Here is a 16,857-nt window from a genome sequence, read left to right on the forward strand (position 1 = left end):
GCATCCTGGGGGACTACTCCCCTCCGCGAGCACGGTACCATGCGGGCCTGGCGCCGGTCAACGCTCCCGCGCCGACCCATCGGAACCTCAATCCGAACATCGTTGTGGCTCAGCAGGTGCTGTCGCGCGCGCGTCCGAGCGGAGCGGCAGGACCCGCGCCGCGTATCGTCGCGGCATGACGAGCCCAGACCTCGCGGATCGCGGTCCGCGCGACACCGCAGCACGGCTCCGCGACCTGCTCGCCGAGCTCGAGGACGCCGCCCCCGCGCCCCGCTCCGATCCTCAGGCCGACCGCCAGCTGGCCGTCTGCGCCGAGGTCGAGGCGATCCTCCGCATGCGCTCGGCGGTGCGGGCGGCGCAGCAGGGCACGTAGCGCCTGCGGCCCGGTCGGCCACAGGAGCGCACCGCTAGCCTCGGCGCATGCGCAACCCCGTGCCCGACCTGCTCGACGAGGTGCGGCGCGCGTGCGTCGACGGCGACGAGGGCGAGCTGCTTGACACGATCCCCGAGCTCGCCGACGCCGATCCCGACCGCTTCGCGATCGCGCTGTGCACGATCGACGGCACCGTCTACGGCACGGGCGACGACGAGCACCGCTTCACGATCCAGTCGATCTCGAAGCCCTTCGCGTACGCCCTCGCGCTCGCCGACCGCGGCCGCGAGTCGGTGCTCGAGCACGTCGGGGTTGAGCCCTCGGGCGACGCGTTCAACGAGATCTCGCTCGAGCAGAACGGGCGGCCGCGCAACCCGATGATCAACATCGGCGCGATCGCGACGCACGCGCTCGTCGGCGAGGCCGGCATGAGCCGCGAGCGTCGCGACGTGCGGGTGCGCGAGGGGCTCTCGGCGTTCGCCGGCCGCGACCTCGAGGTCGACGAGGCGGTCTTCGACTCGGAGCGCTCGGAGTCGAGCCGCAACCTCGCGCTCGCCTACCTCGTGCACGCGCAGGAGAAGCTCGACGGCGAGCCGCACGACGCCGTGGAGGGCTACATCCGGCAGTGCGCGCTCCTCGTCGACGTGCGCGACCTCGCGGTGATGGCCATGACGCTCGCGGCGGGTGGCCGGAACCCCGTCACCGGGCAGCAGGTCGTGCCGACCTGGGTGTGCACGCAGGTGCTGAGCGTCATGGCGACGTGCGGCATGTACGACGCCGCGGGCGACTGGATGAGCACGGTCGGGATCCCGGCGAAGAGCGGCGTCGCGGGCGGCGTGCTCGGGTCGCTGCCCGGGCAGGTCGGCATCGGCACCTTCTCGCCGCGGCTCGACGAGATCGGCAACAGCGTGCGCGGCGTGCGGGCGTTCGAGCGGCTGTCGGCCGAGCTCGGCCTGCACCTCATGCATGCGCCTGAGGTCGCCTCGCACGTGCTCTACGGCGTCGTCGAGCCCGACGCCGACGGCGACGGCGTGCGGGAGGTGCAGCTGCAGGGCACGATGCACTTCGCCGCCGTCGAGGTGACCCTGCGCGAGCTGGAGGAGCTGCCCGACGACGACGCCCCCATCGTGCTCGACCTCTCGCGCACCGCCTCGGCGACCGAGGTAGGCCGACGCCTGCTGCGCGAGGGCGTCGAGCGGATGCGCGAGGACGGCCGTGAGGTGCGGGTCGCCGACCCCGACGGGCTGCTCGACGGTTGAGCCGACACGCAGCGAGCGGGCCGCGCGCCGACGACCGGTCTCTCGTCGTCGCCGGTCCTGTCAGAACGGAAAGACGCCGACCGGCACGCTTGCACCCCATCGCCCGGATGCGGGAAGCGTGCGAGCGATCTCGTCTGCTCGCCGTTCCAGTGCCTCCCGCTGGTACCGGCGACTCTGGCGGGGCTCGCGGGTCGCCGGTTCGGGCCGGGAGCGCGGCATGTCGGTGAAGCGCGGCCCGACCGGCGGCGGCTCATCGACGATCACCTGCCCGATCGGCGAGGTCCAGCGGAGCACCCCTCCTTCGCGCTGTTCGACGCGCCAGCGGGTGTCGTGCTTGAGCGTGTGATCGCTGCGGCAGAGATGCTCGAGGTTGCTGAGCGACGTGCGGCCGCCAGCCGCGAAGTCACGGGTGTGATCGAGATCGGCGCGGAGCACGGCCCGGTCGCAGCCCGGGCCGCGGCATCGCCCATCGCGCGCCCGCAGCCACCTGCGTTGCGCGGCGCTGGAGCGGTAGGTGTCGACCGTGACCGCGACCCCGCTCACCGGATCGGTGAAGAGCCGCTCCCAGGTGTGGGTGTCGCCGGCGATGCGGCGCGCGGTGTCGCGATCGACCAGCACCTTGCCGTCGAGCGCCGCGGGGGAGCGCAGCTCGTGGAACGCAGGGTCTTGCTCGTCGCGATCGTGCAGCAGCTCGGTCGCGGGGATCGTGATCGCCACATGCGCCTTGATGTGCACCGTGCCGTGCAGGTCTTCGGGAACGACGCCGGCGAGCAGCAGCTCCTGGAATGCGTCCGTCCGGAACTGATCGAAGGTGCGAGGGTCGTCCTTCGGCTTGCTGCGCGCCGCCTGCGTGAGGCGATCGAAGATGGCGGCGCCCTCGAGCGCGGGCACGCGTGCGACGAGGTCGGCCATGCCGTCGCCTGCATCGAACAGCTCGACGCGTCTGCGCTCGCGGGCGGCGTCGTGCCGCACCTGCAGGGGCTCGGTGAGCACGTCGTTCACGATCCGCTTCGCGCGAGAGCGCAGCCGGCTGGTGCTGGTGCTCTCGGCCACTTCGACCAGCTGCTTGACGACTCGCTGCCGCTCGGACGGCTCGACCTGGGCGTCGAGGCGAAGCGCTCGGGTCTCGGCTTCGATCACCCGGAGGTGCGAGGTCGTGATGCGGCCTTGCGAAGCGGCTTCGTGCGCGGCGGGCAGCTCGGTGACGATGGTCCAGGCCTCGGTCATGCGCTGCACCATGCCGCCGCCGGTGAGTCCCAGCTCGACCGCCGCCATCATCGCGAGCTCCTTGACCTTGGGGCCGGCGTCGCCGGCCATGTCGAGCACGCGTTGCATGTGAGCGGCGAGCAGCGCGCGTCGCTCACCCTCGACGCGCGCGGACTGCGCCTCGATCGCTCGGAGGCGACCCACGAACGCCTCGTCAGCGCGCAGGCGCTCGGCGTGCGCGGAGAGCGGCTCGCGAGGCAGCGGCGGGATGGGCGCGCCGCGTGATGCGGCTGCCTCGAGCTCCGCATCGCTCATCGCCGCGATGCGTGCGCTCAGCTCGCGGTCGAACGCGTCGAGCGAAGCCTGCAGCTCGTCGGCGCTGCTGCCGTGCGGATCGACGGCACCGGCGCGGATCGCGGCGATGTACTCCTCGCCGTCGATCTCGAAGCCGTCCATGCAGGCATTGCATCACGGGCCACTGACATGCCCGCTTGGCTGTGGACAAGCCGCGCGGATCGACGTCAGGGCGTGACGAAGGGCGCGTAGGGGCGCTCGCCCTGGGAGATCTCGCGGTTGCGCTCGGTGAGGCGGGCGACCAGCGCGTCGGCGTCTTGCGCGATCGACTTCGGCCAGCCGTAGGCCGCGACCACTGCCTCGTCGAGGCGCCGGTGCAGCGCGGCGAGATCCTGGAACGCGCCGTCGTCCATCAGGTTGTAGAGCTTCGTGAGACCCAGGTCGTGCTCGATGCAGAGCTCGCTGCGGCGGACATTAAGTGCGCCTGACGCTTCAGCGATTGCGTCGCGCTGCTCGTCGGCGACTGCGTCGGGCCACGGGAAGGTGTCGAAGACCGCCTTGTTCGTGTAGCGCAAGTCTCCCTTGAGCGTCGAGGATTGCGCCCACGCCCACGCCTCATGCGCGGCGGACGCCAGCACGCCGAAGGAGTAGTCGTCGTCGAGCGCGAACACGACCACGGTGTTCATCGGACATGTCGCGCCATCGACCCATGCGAGTTCGAGCCGCTTGCTGGTCGCTGCGGCTGCGGCGTAGCGCGGCTTGCCGTCGACGGCGTCTCGCATGCCTTCGACACGACGGCCGAACAGCCACCAGCGCGACTCGACTGCACGGTTGGCAGAGGACTCCCGCTCGACCCTGGTGGTGTCGCGGAGGCGTGCGAGCGCCCTCGGATATCGCATGGCCTCCTCGAGAGGGCGAGAGCCGAAGTCGATGATCCAGCGGGATGCGTCTTGTCTCGGGCGCCGCACGAGGTCCTGACCTGTCAGGAAAGCGCGCACCACATCCGCGTAGTTCGCCCCGCCATCCGCGAGGAATCCACGTGCCGAGGCGTCGTCAAGCACGAACCCCTTGCCTTGTGGCACGACTCCCGCGAAGCACTTGCCCAGGTTCGCAGGGAGTCTCACCGGCGAGTAGTCAGGACCGGATGATGGGCTCAGCGACGATGAGATGGCGCCGACCTCGCGGCCATCGAGATCGAACGTGTCGGTGTCGCTTGCGCCCCGCAGCCAATTCACGATGCTGACATGCACTTTCGCGTCTCCCGGCCACTTCTGGCTTGACACTGCCGACGTGATGACGCCGCCAGTCGCCAGGATGTGATCCAGCGACGCCCCTCGTGTTGCGGTTTGCGAGATCGAGTTCGTCGCGACCAAGCCGGCGCGCTGACCCGGCGAGAGGTGAGCGTGAGCCTTGCGGAACCAGTACACGCAGAGGTCCTTCACGCCCACTCCGAAGCCTCGGATCAGCCAGTCGGCGTATGCGTCGCCGAGGCTCGGACGGATGAGCTTTGCGCCGAGGAACGGCGGGTTGCCGATGATCGCGTCCGTCTCAGGCCAGTCGACGCGCAAGGCATCCGCCGCGCGGATCGCCGAGAGATCCTGCAGGGGAAGCACCGGTTCCGCTTCGCCGTAGCGGTCGACCATCTGGCGGTCCCCATCCAGAGCACGACGCGGGCGATCTGCACCGCGACCTGCTCGATGTCGATGCCCTGCACGTTGGCGAGCGGGTAGTAGGGCAGGTCCTTCGGGGCCGCTAAGCCGTCGCGCGCCGCCAGGCTCGCGACGCGGGCCTTCAGCTCGGCCTCGAGGCCCCGCAGCTCCCGGTAGGCGACGTAGAGGAAGTTACCGCAGCCGCACGCGGGGTCGAGCATGCGGAAGCGGCAGAGCTCGTCGAGCAGCTCGCGCGCCTCGGCGCTCGTCGCGACCGCCTCGATGCGCTCGCGCCACGGCCGCACGATCGTCGGCGTGACAATCTTCATGATGTCGGCCTCGTGCGTGTAGTGGGCGCCGAGGCTCGCGCGCTGCTCGTCGCCAAGCACGCCCTCGAGCAACGAGCCGAAGATCGTCGGGTTGACCTGCCGCCAGTCGAACTCCGATGCGCGCTTCAGGTGCAGCAGCTCGTCGCGCGTCAGGTAGACGGCATCCGACTTCGCGAAGAGCTCGCCGTTCACGTAGCGGGTGCCGGCGTAGATGCCCCGCCGGTTCTGGTCGCCCTTCTGGTTGAGCAGCCGGAAGAGGTACCCGAGATCGCGCGCCGAGTCGGGGTCGTCCTCGCGCAGCAGGCGCTCGACGAGCTGCTGCAGCGGGTAGCCGTCGAGCATGCCGAGGTCCTCGGCGAAGAGCGTCCACACCAGCTGCATCGTGAATCGCTGGATCTCGTCGAGCGGGGCTGCACCCCGATCGGCCATCGAGCGGTAGAGATCGGCGATGTGGCGCGCCGCATCGGTGGTGAGCTCGCGCCGGTGCTCCGAGAACACGGGCTCGATCGACTCCGACTGCAGGAACAGCAGCGCGTCGTAGTGGTCGGGCAGCTCGTCGAGCGTGAAGCGCGCCCTCGGGTGGTTCGGGAAGCGGCCCGGTTCCCAGATCTCGAACTCGTGGAAGTTGCACGCGATCACCCAGCGCGCGGCGGGGGTGTCGCTCGTGGGGTCGCTCGACTCCTGCCAGTAGCGCCGCCGTTGGTCGGCGGCCTCCTCGAGGCCGCGTCCCGGCTTCTTCATCTCGACGATGAGCACGCCCGGCTGGTGCAGGTCCATGAAGCCCGCGGACGAGGCGAAGTGCTCGAACTTCGCGCCGGCCTCGGTGCGGTCGCTGCCGTACGCGGCGTAGAGCTCGTTCAGGAAGGTCTGCGCCTCAGCCCGCTCGCTGCCCTGGTAGGTGCGCCACTTCGCCACGAAGCGGCTCAGGGCGTGCTGGATCTCGGCGCCGGAGCGGACCGCCATCAGAACATCTGGAGGGAGTCGAGGGCTCCGTAGTAGGTCTGCTGCATGAGGCGCTTGCGCGACGCGCGCAGCACCTCGAGCTCGCGGTCGAGGGCGAGCTCGGCGTTCGGGTGCGCACCGGTCTTCCTGATGGACTTCAGCGCCTTCTCCGCGCGCGAGATAGCGTGCTCGAGGTTGAGCAGCACCGCCGAGATCTCGCCCATGGCGGCCTCGCGCTCCTTCTCCTCGCGCGTGCGCTGGTCGAGGTTGGTGTGCTGCGCGTTGCTCATCGGGTTCCTCCGGTGCCTGTCGTGGCCACAGTACTGCCGGCCGCCCACGTTCGGGCGACCGGCAGCATCCGTGTGGAGAGGATCAGAAGTCCCAGTCCTCGTCGGCCGTGGCCTCGGCCTTGCCGATCACGTACGAGGAGCCCGAGCCCGAGAAGAAGTCGTGGTTCTCGTCGGCGTTCGGCGACAGGGCCGACAGGATCGCCGGGCTGACGTCGGTGACGGTCGACGGGAACAGCGGCTCGAACCCGAGGTTCATGAGCGCCTTGTTCGCGTTGTAGTGGAGGAACTTCTTGACGTCCTCCGTCAGGCCCACCGAGTCGTAGAGGTCGGCCGTGTACTTCGACTCGTTCTCGTAGAGCTCGTAGAGCAGCGAGTACGTGTAGTCCTTGATCTCGGCCTGGCGCTCGGGCGTCAGCTGCTCGAAGCCCTTCTGGAACTTGTAGCCGATGTAGTACCCGTGCACGGCCTCGTCGCGGATGATGAGGCGGATGAGGTCGGCGGTGTTCGTGAGCTTCGCGCGGCTCGACCAGTGCATCGGCAGGTAGAAGCCCGAGTAGAACAGGAACGACTCGAGCAGCGTCGAGGCGATCTTGCGCTTCAGCGGGTCGTCGCCCTCGTAGTAGTCGATGATGATCTCGGCCTTGCGCTGCAGGTACGGGTTCTCCGTCGACCAGCGGAAGGCCTCGTCGATCTCCTTCGTCGACGACAGGGTCGAGAAGATCGACGAGTACGACTTCGCGTGCACCGACTCCATGAACGCGATGTTCGTGTAGACGGCCTCCTCGTGCGGCGTGATCGCGTCGGGGATGAGCGAGACGGCGCCGACCGTGCCCTGGATGGTGTCGAGCAGCGTCAGGCCGGTGAAGACGCGCATGGTGAGCGTCTTCTCCTCGGGCGTCAGCGTGCCCCACGACTGGACGTCGTTCGACAGCGGCACCTTCTCGGGCAGCCAGAAGTTGTTGACGAGCCGGTTCCAGACCTCGAGGTCCTTGTCGTCCTCGATGCGGTTCCAGTTGATCGCCTGCACCAGGTGGTTGTGGCGGTGCTGGCGCTGCTGGGCCTCGGTCTGCGGCTTGCCGGCGCCGAGTGCCGCCTCGACCTCGTCGCGCTCGGCCTCGATGGCCTCGCGCGCCTGCTCGGCATCGACGGGCGACTCGGCGATCTCGTCGAAGGCCGAGCCCGTCTGGGTGTCCTGGGTGTCCATGTCCTGTTCCTTCTCCGTCTCGTCGCCGCGCGTCACAGCATGCAGCTGACGCAGCCGTCCACTTCGGTGCCCTCGAGCGCCAGCTGGCGCAGACGCACGTAGTAGATCGTCTTGATGCCCTTGCGCCAGGCGTAGATCTGCGCCTTGTTGATGTCGCGCGTCGTGGCCGTGTCCTTGAAGAAGAGCGTCAGCGACAGGCCCTGGTCGACGTGCTGCGTGGCCGCGGCGTAGGTGTCGATGATCTTCTCGGGGCCGATCTCGTACGCGTCCTGGAAGTACTCCAGGTTGTCGTTCGTCATGAACGGCGCCGGGTAGTAGACGCGGCCGAGCTTGCCCTCCTTGCGGATCTCGATCTTCGACGCGATCGGGTGGATCGACGACGTCGAGTTGTTGATGTACGAGATCGAGCCGGTCGGCGGCACCGCCTGCAGGTTCTGGTTGTAGATGCCGTGCTCCTGCACGAGCGCCTTGAGCTCGCGCCAGTCGTCCTGCGTGGGGATGCGGATCTCCGACGCGTCGAAGAGCTCCTGCACGCGGGCCGTGGCCGGCTTCCACTCCTGCTCGGTGTACTTGTCGAAGAACTCGCCCGACGCGTACTTGGAGCGCTCGAAGCCCTCGAACGTCTCGCCCTTCTCCCGCGCGATGAGGTTCGACGCGCGCAGCGCGTGGAACAGCACCGTGTAGAAGTAGATGTTCGTGAAGTCGAGGCCCTCCTCAGAGCCGTAGTGGATGCGCTCCCGGCCGAGGTAGCCGTGCAGGTTCATCTGGCCGAGGCCGATCGCGTGGCTCATGTCGTTGCCGCGCGCGATCGAGGGCACCGAGCCGATGTGCGACTGGTCGGAGACCGCCGTCAGGGCGCGGATGGCCGTCTCGACCGTCTTGCCGAAGTCGGGCGAGTCCATCGACAGCGCGATGTTCATCGAGCCGAGGTTGCAGGAGATGTCCTTGCCGACGGACTCGTAGTCGAGGTCGTCGTCGTAGGTCGACGGGGTGTTGACCTGCAGGATCTCGCTGCAGAGGTTGGACATGTTGATGCGGCCGTCGATCGGGTTGGCCCGGTTCACCGTGTCCTCGAACATGATGTACGGGTAGCCCGACTCGAACTGGATCTCGGCGAGCGTCTGGAAGAACTCGCGGGCGTTGATCTTGGTCTTCGTGATGCGCGAGTCGTCGACCATCTCGTGGTACTTCTCGGTCACGGAGATGTCGCTGAAGGGCACGCCGTAGACGCGCTCGACGTCGTAGGGCGAGAAGAGGTACATGTCCTCGCCCTTCTTCGCCAGCTCGAACGTGATGTCGGGCACGACGACGCCCAGCGAGAGGGTCTTGATGCGGATCTTCTCGTCGGCGTTCTCGCGCTTCGTGTCGAGGAACCGCATGATGTCGGGGTGGTGCGCCTGCAGGTACACCGCGCCCGCGCCCTGACGGGCACCCAGCTGGTTCGCGTACGAGAAGCTGTCTTCGAACAGCTTCATCACGGGGATGACGCCGGACGACTGGTTCTGGATCTGCTTGATCGGGGCGCCGTACTCACGGATGTTCGTGAGGTTGAACGCCACGCCGCCGCCGCGCTTCGAGAGCTGCAGGGCCGAGTTGATCGAGCGGCCGATCGACTCCATGTTGTCCTCGATGCGCAGGAGGAAGCAGGAGACGAGCTCGCCGCGCTGCTTCTTGCCGGCGTTGAGGAACGTGGGGGTGGCCGGCTGGAAGCGGCCGTTGACCATCTCGTCGACGAACGCCTCGGCGAGCCGCTCATCGCCCTCGGCGAGCGCGAGCGCGACGTTGACGACGCGGTCCTCGTAGCGCTCGAGGTAGCGCTTCCCGTCGAACGTCTTCAGCGTGTACGACGTGTAGTACTTGAAGGCGCCGAGGAACGTCGGGAAGCGGAACTTGTAGCCGTAGGCGCGCTTCATGAGCGACTTGATGAACTCGAAGGAGTACCGGTCGAGCACCTCGGCCTCGTAGTACTCGTTCTCGACCAGGTAGTCGAGCTTCTCCTTGAGCGAGTGGAAGAAGACCGTGTTCTGGTTGACGTGCTGCAGGAAGTACTGGTTCGCGGCCTCGCGGTCCTTCTCGAACTGGATCTTGCCGTCCGGTCCGTAGAGGTTGAGCATCGCGTTGAGCGAGTGGTAGTCCATCGCCGACGTCTTGCCCGTCGTCATCTCGGGCGTCACTGTCGCCATAGTGCATCCAATCCGTCGTTGACGACGCGCACGTCGTCGGGGGTTCCGAAGAGTTCGAAGCGGTAGAGGTGCGGCACGTTGCACTTCTGGGCGATGATGTCGCCCGCGAGCCCGTAGCCGGATCCGAAGTTGGTGTTGCCGGCGCTGATCACGCCGCGCAGGTGCTTGCGGTTCTCCTCGTCGTTGAGGAACTTGATGACCTGCTTGGGGACGGCGCCCTTGCCGTCGCCGCCGCCGTACGTGGGCACGATGAGCACGTAGGGCTCACGCTGCTGCAGCGGCGGCTCGGAGGCGTGGAGGGGGATGCGCGAGGCCGGTCGTCCGAGCTTCTCCACGAAGCGGGCGGTGTTGCCCGACACGCTCGAGAAGTAGACGACGTCGCCCACGGCTGCCCCGATCACGGCGGTGCGGCTCAGGCCGCGAGGATCGCCTTGATGCGGTCGGGCTGGAAGCCCGACCAGTGCTCCTCGTCGGCGATGACGACGGGGGCCTGCATGTAGCCGAGGTCCTTGACGGTCTGCAGCGCCTTGTCGTCGGCGGTGACGTCGAAGATCTGGTACTCGATGCCCTGCGCGTCGAGCGCGCGGGTGGTCATCGTGCACTGGACGCAGGCCGGCTTGGAGTAGACGGTGACGGTCATGAGCGGCTCTCCTCGTGTGGATGCTCTGGTGCTGGGAAGCGGTCGGCCGGGGCCGGGCTCCCACTATATGTGGGGTCTGGCGGGGAGCAACGACACAAGATGGTGTGTTTCTCCACACCTCTATCAACAAGAATCCCCAGGCTGTGATTCCCGGCGCGGAACGACGCGGAAAAGGCTGTGGAGAGCGGCTGCTGACAGCTGTGCACGACTGCCGAAGTCGTCTCCGCGACACGCCGACGGAGACTTACAGCGGTGTGGTTCGCGTGCTGCACGGGTGCCTCCGGATGCTCTGTCGCACCCTCGACGCTACGTCCGGCCACCCACATCGGACGCCACCCGCGCCCTCGCGGGGCGGGCGATGGCCCTGCTCATCCTCATCCCCGCGGCGGTGGCCGCCTGGCAGGTCGTGCAGAAGGCGCTCGAGCCAGTGCCCCCGGACGTGCTCGCGCTCGTCGCGACCGCGGGCGGCGCCGTCGTCGTGAACCTCGTGAGCGCGCTGCTGCTGTCGCGCCACCGCACGACGGCGGGGTCGATCGGGCGCGCGGCCTTCCTCTCGGCGCGCAACGACGTGCTCGTGAACGTGGCCATCATCGCGATGGGCCTCGTCACATGGCTCACGCGCTCGGGCTGGCCCGACGTCGTGCTCGGCGTCGTCATCGTCGCCATCGCCCTGCACGCCGCATGGGAGGTCTGGGAGGCGGCGGGCGAGGAGCGCCTGCTCGCGAAGCAGCTGCCGCGAGCCTGAAGCGCTCGCTCCGCTCGCATCCAGGCGCGGCGGGTACCGTCGCCGCCGTACCCCAAACAGACAGCGACAAGGAGGCAGCACCATGGCCGACATCACCGGCAAGAAGGTCGCGTTCGTCCTGACGGACGGCTACGAGGACTCCGAGCTCACGAGCCCCTGGGAGGCCGTGCAGGGCGCCGGCGGGCAGCCGACGCTCCTCGCCCCGAAGGACGGCCAGGTCGAGGGCAAGAAGGGCCACACGCAGGCGGTCGACGGGCCCGTGTCGGGCGCCGACGCATCCGACTACGACGCCCTCGTGCTCCCCGGCGGGGTCGTGAACGCCGACCACCTGCGGATGGACGAGGACGCGGTCGCGCTCGTGCGCGGCTTCGTCGAGTCGGGCAAGCCGATCGGCGTCATCTGCCACGGCGCCTGGATCCTCATCGAGGCGGGCGGCGTCGAGGGCCGCACGATCACGAGCTACCCGAGCCTGCGGACCGACCTGCGGAACGCCGGCGCCCAGTGGGTCGACCAGGAGGTCGCGACCGACAAGGGCCTCGTCTCGAGCCGCACGCCCGACGACCTGCCCGCGTTCAACGCGAAGGTCCTCGAGGAGATCGCCGAGGGCGTGCACCCGCGCTGACCCTCGCGCATGCACGACCGAGCCCGGCACGCAGGTCGTGCCGGGCTCCGTCGTGCGGCGGCGGTGTGGATCGGCCAGCCGCGGGCGCTCAGCCCTCGAGCCACCCGAGCTCGCGCCCCACGGCGGCGAGGGACGCGAGCAGGCGGGCGTTCGTGGCGTAGCCGAGCTGGCTCGGCAGCGCGAAGAGCACGGTGCCGGCCTCCTGCACCGCCTCGTCGGCGAGCAGACGCGCCGCGACGTGCTCGGGGTCGCCGGCGTAGGTGGGGCCGCTGCGCGCCGCGCTGCCGTCGAGCCGGCCGACCCCGTCGCGCCGCTCGTCGGCGAGGCCGAAGTAGCGGCGGTCGTCGTCGGTCGCGATCGGGAACGCGCTGCGCGTGACGGCAGTGCGGGGGCGGATGCGGTGGCCGGCCCGCGCGTGCGCCTCGCGGTAGGCGCGCACCTGGTCGGCCTGCTGCACGTGGAACGGCCGGCCGTCGTCCTGCAGCAGCAGCGTCGACGAGAGCAGGTGGTAGCCGTGCTCGGCGGCCCAGAGCCCCGAGGCGTGGTTGCCGGCGCCCCACCAGAGGCGGTCGGCGAGGCCGGGGGAGCGCGGCTCGATCGGCAGGTCGGGGCCGCCACCGGTCTCGACGGCTCGGGCGGAGCGCGCCATCGGCTCGCCGCGGAGCGCCCGGCGCAGGTGGGCGGCGCGCTCGCGCGCGACTTCCGACCACGACGCGCCCTCGGGCAGCGGCAGGCCGAAGCGCTCCTGCCCGTCGACGGCCCGCTCGGGCGAGCCGCGCGAGATGCCGAGCTGCAGCCGCTCGCCCGTGAGCAGGTCGGCGGCGCTCGCGAGCTCGGCCATCGCGAGCGGCTGCTCGTAGCGCAGGTCGATCACGCCGGTGCCGAGCTCGAGGGTGCTCGTGCGCGCTCCCATGGCGGCGAGCAGCGGGTAGGGGCTCGCGAGCGACTGGTCGAAGTGGTGCACGCGCACCCACGCGCCGTCGAGGCCCGCCTCCTCGGCGGCGACGGCGAGGTCGACGTGCATCCGCAGGGAGTCGCCGGCGGTCGGCACCCGCGAGCCGGGGATGTCGCGGTAGTGGCCGAAGGAGAGGAATCCGAGCTGCTTGCGCACGTCGGGGAGAACCGGGCCGGATGCGTGGGCATTCCGCGCGCGTGGGGCCGGCCCGGCGCACGGCAGCGCCCCGCCGAGGCCGGCGGGGCGCTGCCTGCTGTGGAGCGGTGCTGCGCTCGTCAGTCGTCCGACTCGGGCGACTCCGCGCTGCCGGCCGAGGGGACCGACACCGGCGACTGGGCCGAGATCGGCGACTGGGCCGAGACCGGGCTCGGCGCCGAGTACGGCGTCGGGGCCGACTCGGGGGCGGGCGCCGGAGCGGGAGCGGGCGCGGGTGCCGGTGCGGGAGCGGGCGACGGGGCCGAGGCGGGGCTCGGCACCGAGGCGGGCGAGACCACCGAGGCCGGCGAGGCGGCCGTGGGAGCCGACGCCGTCGAGGTGGGCGAGGGCGCCGACTGCGTGGCCGACGGGGCGTCGGTGGCGGTGGGGGCCGAGGTCGCCGAGACCACGGAGGCGTGGTCGCCCGTGACCTTCATGCTGAGCGACTCGCGGTCGAGGATGTCGCCGCGCACCTGCGCGCTGTCGACGACGCGGCCCTGCGCGTCGCGCAGCTCGACGGCGTTCGCGACGCCCGACGCGCTCGCGGCGATGGCGCCGAGCCCGAGCGCTCCGACGGTGCCGAGGGCGATCCACTTGGTGTTCATGCTGTTCCTCCTGGTGATCGGGGGTGCTGCCTGGTGATGACCACTGTCGCCGGTGCCGGTGAGGCGAGGAGGAGGGGTCGGTGAGAGGCCTCTCATCACCCTCCACAGCCGCGCGGACGGGCCCTGCCGCCGCGCGCATCCGAGGTCCATGATGGAGGCGGCGCCGGTGGGGCGCCGCACCGAGCATGCGGAGGAAGTCGTGGCGAAGCAGCAGCAGGACGACACGCTGTCGGACGTCGAGCGCGAGGCGGTGAAGCAGCGCGCGGCCGAGCTGCGCGCCCAGTCGTCGCGCAAGGGCGCCGGCAAGAGGGAGAAGGACCGGCAGGACGTGCTCGACGTGATCGAGGGCCTGCCCGAGCCCGACAAGGGCCTCGCGCAGATGGTGCACGAGGTGGTGTCGGAGGTCGCGCCCGACCTCGACCCGAAGACCTGGTACGGGTTCCCCTCCTATGCGCGCGACGGCAAGGTGCTCGTCTTCTTCCAGCAGGCGTCGAAGTTCGACGAGCGCTACTCGACGCTCGGGTTCCAGACCAACGCCAACCTCGACGAGGGCGCCATGTGGCCGACGTCGTACGCCCTCGTCTCCGACACCCCCGAGGTGCGCGAGCGCATCGCCGCGCGCGTGCGGCAGGCCATCAGCTGAGGCGGATGCGCGGGTCGGGAATGCGCGCCGCCTCCCAGGATGTTCCAACTTGAGTCGAGCAGACTCAAGTTCGACGAAGACCTTCGAGGGGGATGCACATGGCAGCCATCTACGGACCGTCCTTCGGGATCGGCGGCGACGGATCGTTCGACGACTTCATCGCCCGGATCCTGCAGGGCCAGCGCGCGCCCGCGCAGCGATCGATCGACCTCTCGCGCCTCGTCTCGCGGCGCACGAGCTCGGTCATGGCGAGCGCCGTCGAGTACGCGCGCGCCCACCGGCACGCCGAGGTCGACGCGCTGCACCTGCTGCGCGCGCTGCTCGAGCTGCCGCAGGTGTCGGCCGCCGTGCGCGCCGCCGGCGCCGACCAGGAGGCGCTGCGCGGCACGATCGAGGACCGCATGCCGGCCGACGGCGAGCGCGAGACGCAGGGGCCGCCGTCGCTGACGCCCTCGGCCCAGCGCGCCCTGCGCGACGCGTACCAGATCGCCCGGGCCAACGGCTCGAGCTACATCGACCCCGAGCACCTCTTCTTCGCGTTCCTGCTCGCCGGCGACAGCGCCGTCGGCTCCCTCCTGCACGAGGCGGGCATCACGCCCGAGGCGCTGCAGCGCGGCGCCGCCGAGGCGCAGCGCGCGGCCATCGAGGCGCAGCAGGCGCGCACGCCCGCGACGCACGTCGACCCCGACTCGACGACGCCGACGCTCGACGAGTTCGGCATCGACCTCACCGCCCGCGCGCGCGACGGCGAGCTCGACCCGGTCATCGGCCGCACGGAGGAGATCGAGCAGACGATCGAGATCCTGTCGCGCCGCACGAAGAACAACCCCGTGCTCATCGGCGAGGCCGGCGTGGGCAAGACCGCCATCGTCGAGGGGCTCGCCCGCGCGATCGTCGAGGGCGGCGTGCCGAAGTCGCTGAAGGGCAAGCGCGTCGTCGCGCTCGACCTCACCGCGATGGTCGCCGGCACGCGCTACCGCGGCGACTTCGAGGAGCGCATCACGAAGGCGATGGACGAGATCACCGAGCACCGCGACGAGCTCATCGTCTTCATCGACGAGCTGCACACGATCCTCGGCGCCGGGGGCGGCGGCGAGGGCGGCATGGATGCGGCCAACATCCTGAAGCCGCGCCTGGCCCGCGGCGACCTGCACATGATCGGCGCGACGACGCTCGCCGAGTTCCGCCGCATCGAGAAGGACGCCGCGCTCACGCGCCGCTTCCAGCCGGTGCTGGTGGCCGAGCCGAGCGTCGAGGACGCCGTGCGCATCCTCGAGGGGCTGCAGAGCGCCTACGCCGAGCACCACCGCGTCACCTACACGCCCGAGGCGATCCGCGCCGCGGTCGAGCTCTCCCACCGCTACATCAGCGACCGGTTCCTGCCCGACAAGGCCATCGACCTCATCGACCAGGCAGGTGCGCGGCTGCGGCTGAGCCTGGGAGCGAAGGTCGACGTGGATGCGCTGACGAAGGAGCGCGAGCACCTCGAGGAGCAGAAGCGGCAGGCGGTCGAGGCCGAGGAGTTCGAGGAGGCGACCCGCATCCGCGACCGCATCGCCGCCATCCAGGCGTCGATCGAGTCGGGCTCCGGCGAGGACGGCGTGGTCGACGAGGAGGAGATCGCGGGCGTCGTCTCGCGCGCGACCGGCATCCCCGCCTCGCGGCTCACCGAGGGCGACCGGCAGCGGCTGGGCCGCCTCGAGGAGGAGCTGCACGAGCGCGTCATCGGGCAGGAGGATGCGGTGGGCGCGGTCGCGAAGGCCGTGCGGCGCTCGCGGTCGGGGCTCGGCGACACCGGCCGCCCGATCGGCTCGTTCCTGTTCCTCGGCCCCACCGGCGTCGGCAAGACCGAGCTCGCCAAGGCGCTCGCGTCGAGCCTGTTCGGCTCGGAGCACGCGCTCGTGCGCTTCGACATGTCGGAGTTCGGCGAGCGGCACACGGTCGCCCGCCTCATCGGGGCGCCTCCCGGGTACGTCGGCTACGACGAGGCGGGCCAGCTCACCGAGCGCGTGCGGCGGCAGCCGTACTCGGTGGTGCTGCTCGACGAGATCGAGAAGGCGCACCCGGATGTCTTCAACCTGCTGCTGCAGGTGCTCGAGGACGGCCGGCTCACCGACGGCCAGGGCCGCACCGTCGACTTCCGCAACACGGTCGTGATCATGACCTCGAACCTCGGCGGCGAGTTCCTCGCGTCGAAGTCGGGCCCCATCGGGTTCCAGGCCGGCGACGGCAGCGGCTCGCCCGACGAGCTGCGGGCGAAGGTGATGGGCAGGCTCCGCGAGCAGATGCGGCCCGAGCTCATCAACCGCATCGACGAGATCGTGCTGTTCCACAAGCTCGAGCCGGCGCAGCTGCGGCAGATCGTGACGCTGCTGCTCGACCGCGTCGGCGACCGCCTGCGGGCGCAGGACGTCGAGCTCGAGGTGACGGATGCGGCGCTCGCGTGGCTCGCCGAGCACGGCTACGAGCCGGAGTACGGAGCACGGCCGCTGCGCAGGCTCATCCAGCGCGAGGTCGAGGACCGGGTCGCCGACCTCATCGTCGGCGGGCTCGAGTCGGGCGTCGTGCGGGTGGATGTCGAGGGCGACGGCATCGCGGTGACCACCGCGCCGGCCGAGCACCCGACGCCCGCGATGTAGCGCCCTCAGCTCCTCCGCTCCCGCCCCCCCCGCTGGTCGAGGAGCCGCCGCAGGCGGCGTCTCGAGACCACCCGCCCCCTCCGC

At 70.3% G+C, this 16,857-nt stretch carries 15 protein-coding genes and 1 pseudogene; 6 read left to right on the forward strand and 10 right to left on the reverse strand.

The features are described from left to right. The first annotated feature begins 175 nt into the window (after positions 1-175). Positions 176-373: a hypothetical protein gene (locus FQ330_RS01925; protein ID WP_146354751.1), complete on the forward strand. Its 198-nt coding sequence runs from the start codon at positions 176-178 to the stop codon at positions 371-373. A gap of 47 nt (positions 374-420) precedes the next feature. Continuing rightward, positions 421-1,632, forward strand: a complete 1,212-nt coding sequence (locus tag FQ330_RS01930) for a glutaminase (protein WP_146354753.1) — start codon at positions 421-423, stop codon at positions 1,630-1,632. A gap of 60 nt (positions 1,633-1,692) precedes the next feature. On the opposite strand, the gene FQ330_RS01935 is transcribed toward FQ330_RS01930, so the two are convergent. From FQ330_RS01935 to nrdH, 8 genes and pseudogenes are all read right to left on the reverse strand, one after another. Next, positions 1,693-3,294, reverse strand: coding sequence for an HNH endonuclease signature motif containing protein (locus FQ330_RS01935; protein ID WP_146354755.1), 1,602 nt, complete (start codon positions 3,292-3,294; stop codon positions 1,693-1,695). A gap of 65 nt (positions 3,295-3,359) precedes the next feature. Beyond that, positions 3,360-4,415: a type IIL restriction-modification enzyme MmeI gene (locus FQ330_RS13150; protein ID WP_404799831.1), complete on the reverse strand. Its 1,056-nt coding sequence runs from the start codon at positions 4,413-4,415 to the stop codon at positions 3,360-3,362. A 6-nt stretch (positions 4,416-4,421) separates the two neighbouring features. After that, a pseudogene (locus FQ330_RS01940) lies at positions 4,422-6,073 on the reverse strand (DNA methyltransferase); the annotation flags it as partial. Further along, positions 6,073-6,342, reverse strand: coding sequence for a hypothetical protein (locus FQ330_RS01945; RefSeq protein ID WP_146354759.1), 270 nt, complete (start codon positions 6,340-6,342; stop codon positions 6,073-6,075). The gene FQ330_RS01945 and the pseudogene FQ330_RS01940, both read right to left, overlap by 1 nt. A gap of 82 nt (positions 6,343-6,424) precedes the next feature. After that, positions 6,425-7,546 (reverse strand): class 1b ribonucleoside-diphosphate reductase subunit beta, encoded by a 1,122-nt coding sequence (gene nrdF / locus FQ330_RS01950; protein ID WP_146354761.1) that lies wholly within the window; start codon positions 7,544-7,546, stop codon positions 6,425-6,427. Between the two features lie 32 nt (positions 7,547-7,578). Then, positions 7,579-9,729: a class 1b ribonucleoside-diphosphate reductase subunit alpha gene (nrdE, locus tag FQ330_RS01955; protein ID WP_192575806.1), complete on the reverse strand. Its 2,151-nt coding sequence runs from the start codon at positions 9,727-9,729 to the stop codon at positions 7,579-7,581. Continuing rightward, complete coding sequence (gene nrdI, locus FQ330_RS01960; protein ID WP_128189978.1) at positions 9,717-10,115, reverse strand: class Ib ribonucleoside-diphosphate reductase assembly flavoprotein NrdI; 399 nt, start codon at positions 10,113-10,115, stop codon at positions 9,717-9,719. Before nrdI ends, nrdE begins: the two co-directional genes overlap by 13 nt. A 26-nt stretch (positions 10,116-10,141) precedes the next feature. After that, positions 10,142-10,369 (reverse strand): glutaredoxin-like protein NrdH, encoded by a 228-nt coding sequence (gene nrdH / locus FQ330_RS01965; protein WP_128189966.1) that lies wholly within the window; start codon positions 10,367-10,369, stop codon positions 10,142-10,144. Between the two features lie 358 nt (positions 10,370-10,727). On the opposite strand from nrdH, the gene FQ330_RS13425 reads away from it, so the two are divergent. Further along, the gene (locus FQ330_RS13425; RefSeq protein WP_225792640.1) at positions 10,728-11,114 is read left to right on the forward strand and encodes a cation transporter; all 387 of its coding nucleotides are present in this window, start codon (positions 10,728-10,730) and stop codon (positions 11,112-11,114) included. Positions 11,115-11,196: 82 nt separating this feature from the next. Continuing rightward, positions 11,197-11,736, forward strand: a complete 540-nt coding sequence (locus tag FQ330_RS01975; RefSeq protein WP_128189965.1) for a type 1 glutamine amidotransferase domain-containing protein — start codon at positions 11,197-11,199, stop codon at positions 11,734-11,736. 88 nt (positions 11,737-11,824) lie between these two features. Here FQ330_RS01975 and FQ330_RS01980 read toward each other — a convergent pair whose 3' ends face one another. After that, positions 11,825-12,847, reverse strand: coding sequence for an LLM class flavin-dependent oxidoreductase (locus FQ330_RS01980; protein ID WP_146354763.1), 1,023 nt, complete (start codon positions 12,845-12,847; stop codon positions 11,825-11,827). Positions 12,848-12,966: 119 nt separating this feature from the next. Then, entirely contained in the window at positions 12,967-13,491 is a 525-nt protein-coding gene (locus tag FQ330_RS13155; RefSeq protein ID WP_192575807.1) for a hypothetical protein, read from the reverse strand. Positions 13,492-13,690: 199 nt separating this feature from the next. Here FQ330_RS13155 and FQ330_RS01990 point away from each other — a divergent pair, with 199 nt between their 5' ends. Together FQ330_RS01990 and FQ330_RS01995 are read left to right on the forward strand one after the other, a co-directional pair. Continuing rightward, positions 13,691-14,134, forward strand: a complete 444-nt coding sequence (locus tag FQ330_RS01990; protein ID WP_146354767.1) for an iron chaperone — start codon at positions 13,691-13,693, stop codon at positions 14,132-14,134. Between the two features lie 98 nt (positions 14,135-14,232). Further along, a complete protein-coding gene (locus tag FQ330_RS01995; RefSeq protein WP_146354769.1) occupies positions 14,233-16,773 on the forward strand; it encodes an ATP-dependent Clp protease ATP-binding subunit in 2,541 nt (846 codons plus the stop codon). The last annotated feature ends 84 nt before the right edge of the window (positions 16,774-16,857 follow it).

Source organism: Agrococcus sediminis (assembly GCF_007923295.1).
Taxonomy (GTDB): domain Bacteria; phylum Actinomycetota; class Actinomycetes; order Actinomycetales; family Microbacteriaceae; genus Agrococcus; species Agrococcus sediminis.

Excerpts from the sequence above, each read along its gene's own strand:
- nrdE (WP_192575806.1), bottom strand. The coding sequence starts at position 9,729 with ATGGCGACAGTGACGCCCGAGATGACGACGGGCAAGACGTCGGCGATG.
- FQ330_RS13155 (WP_192575807.1), bottom strand. The coding sequence starts at position 13,491 with ATGAACACCAAGTGGATCGCCCTCGGCACCGTCGGAGCGCTCGGGCTC.
- nrdH (WP_128189966.1), bottom strand. The coding sequence starts at position 10,369 with ATGACCGTCACCGTCTACTCCAAGCCGGCCTGCGTCCAGTGCACGATG.
- FQ330_RS01975 (WP_128189965.1), top strand. The coding sequence starts at position 11,197 with ATGGCCGACATCACCGGCAAGAAGGTCGCGTTCGTCCTGACGGACGGC.
- nrdF (WP_146354761.1), bottom strand. The coding sequence starts at position 7,546 with ATGGACACCCAGGACACCCAGACGGGCTCGGCCTTCGACGAGATCGCC.
- FQ330_RS01930 (WP_146354753.1), top strand. The coding sequence starts at position 421 with ATGCGCAACCCCGTGCCCGACCTGCTCGACGAGGTGCGGCGCGCGTGC.
- FQ330_RS01945 (WP_146354759.1), bottom strand. The coding sequence starts at position 6,342 with ATGAGCAACGCGCAGCACACCAACCTCGACCAGCGCACGCGCGAGGAG.
- FQ330_RS13425 (WP_225792640.1), top strand. The coding sequence starts at position 10,728 with ATGGCCCTGCTCATCCTCATCCCCGCGGCGGTGGCCGCCTGGCAGGTC.
- FQ330_RS01995 (WP_146354769.1), top strand. The coding sequence starts at position 14,233 with ATGGCAGCCATCTACGGACCGTCCTTCGGGATCGGCGGCGACGGATCG.
- FQ330_RS01925 (WP_146354751.1), top strand. The coding sequence starts at position 176 with ATGACGAGCCCAGACCTCGCGGATCGCGGTCCGCGCGACACCGCAGCA.
- FQ330_RS01935 (WP_146354755.1), bottom strand. The coding sequence starts at position 3,294 with ATGGACGGCTTCGAGATCGACGGCGAGGAGTACATCGCCGCGATCCGC.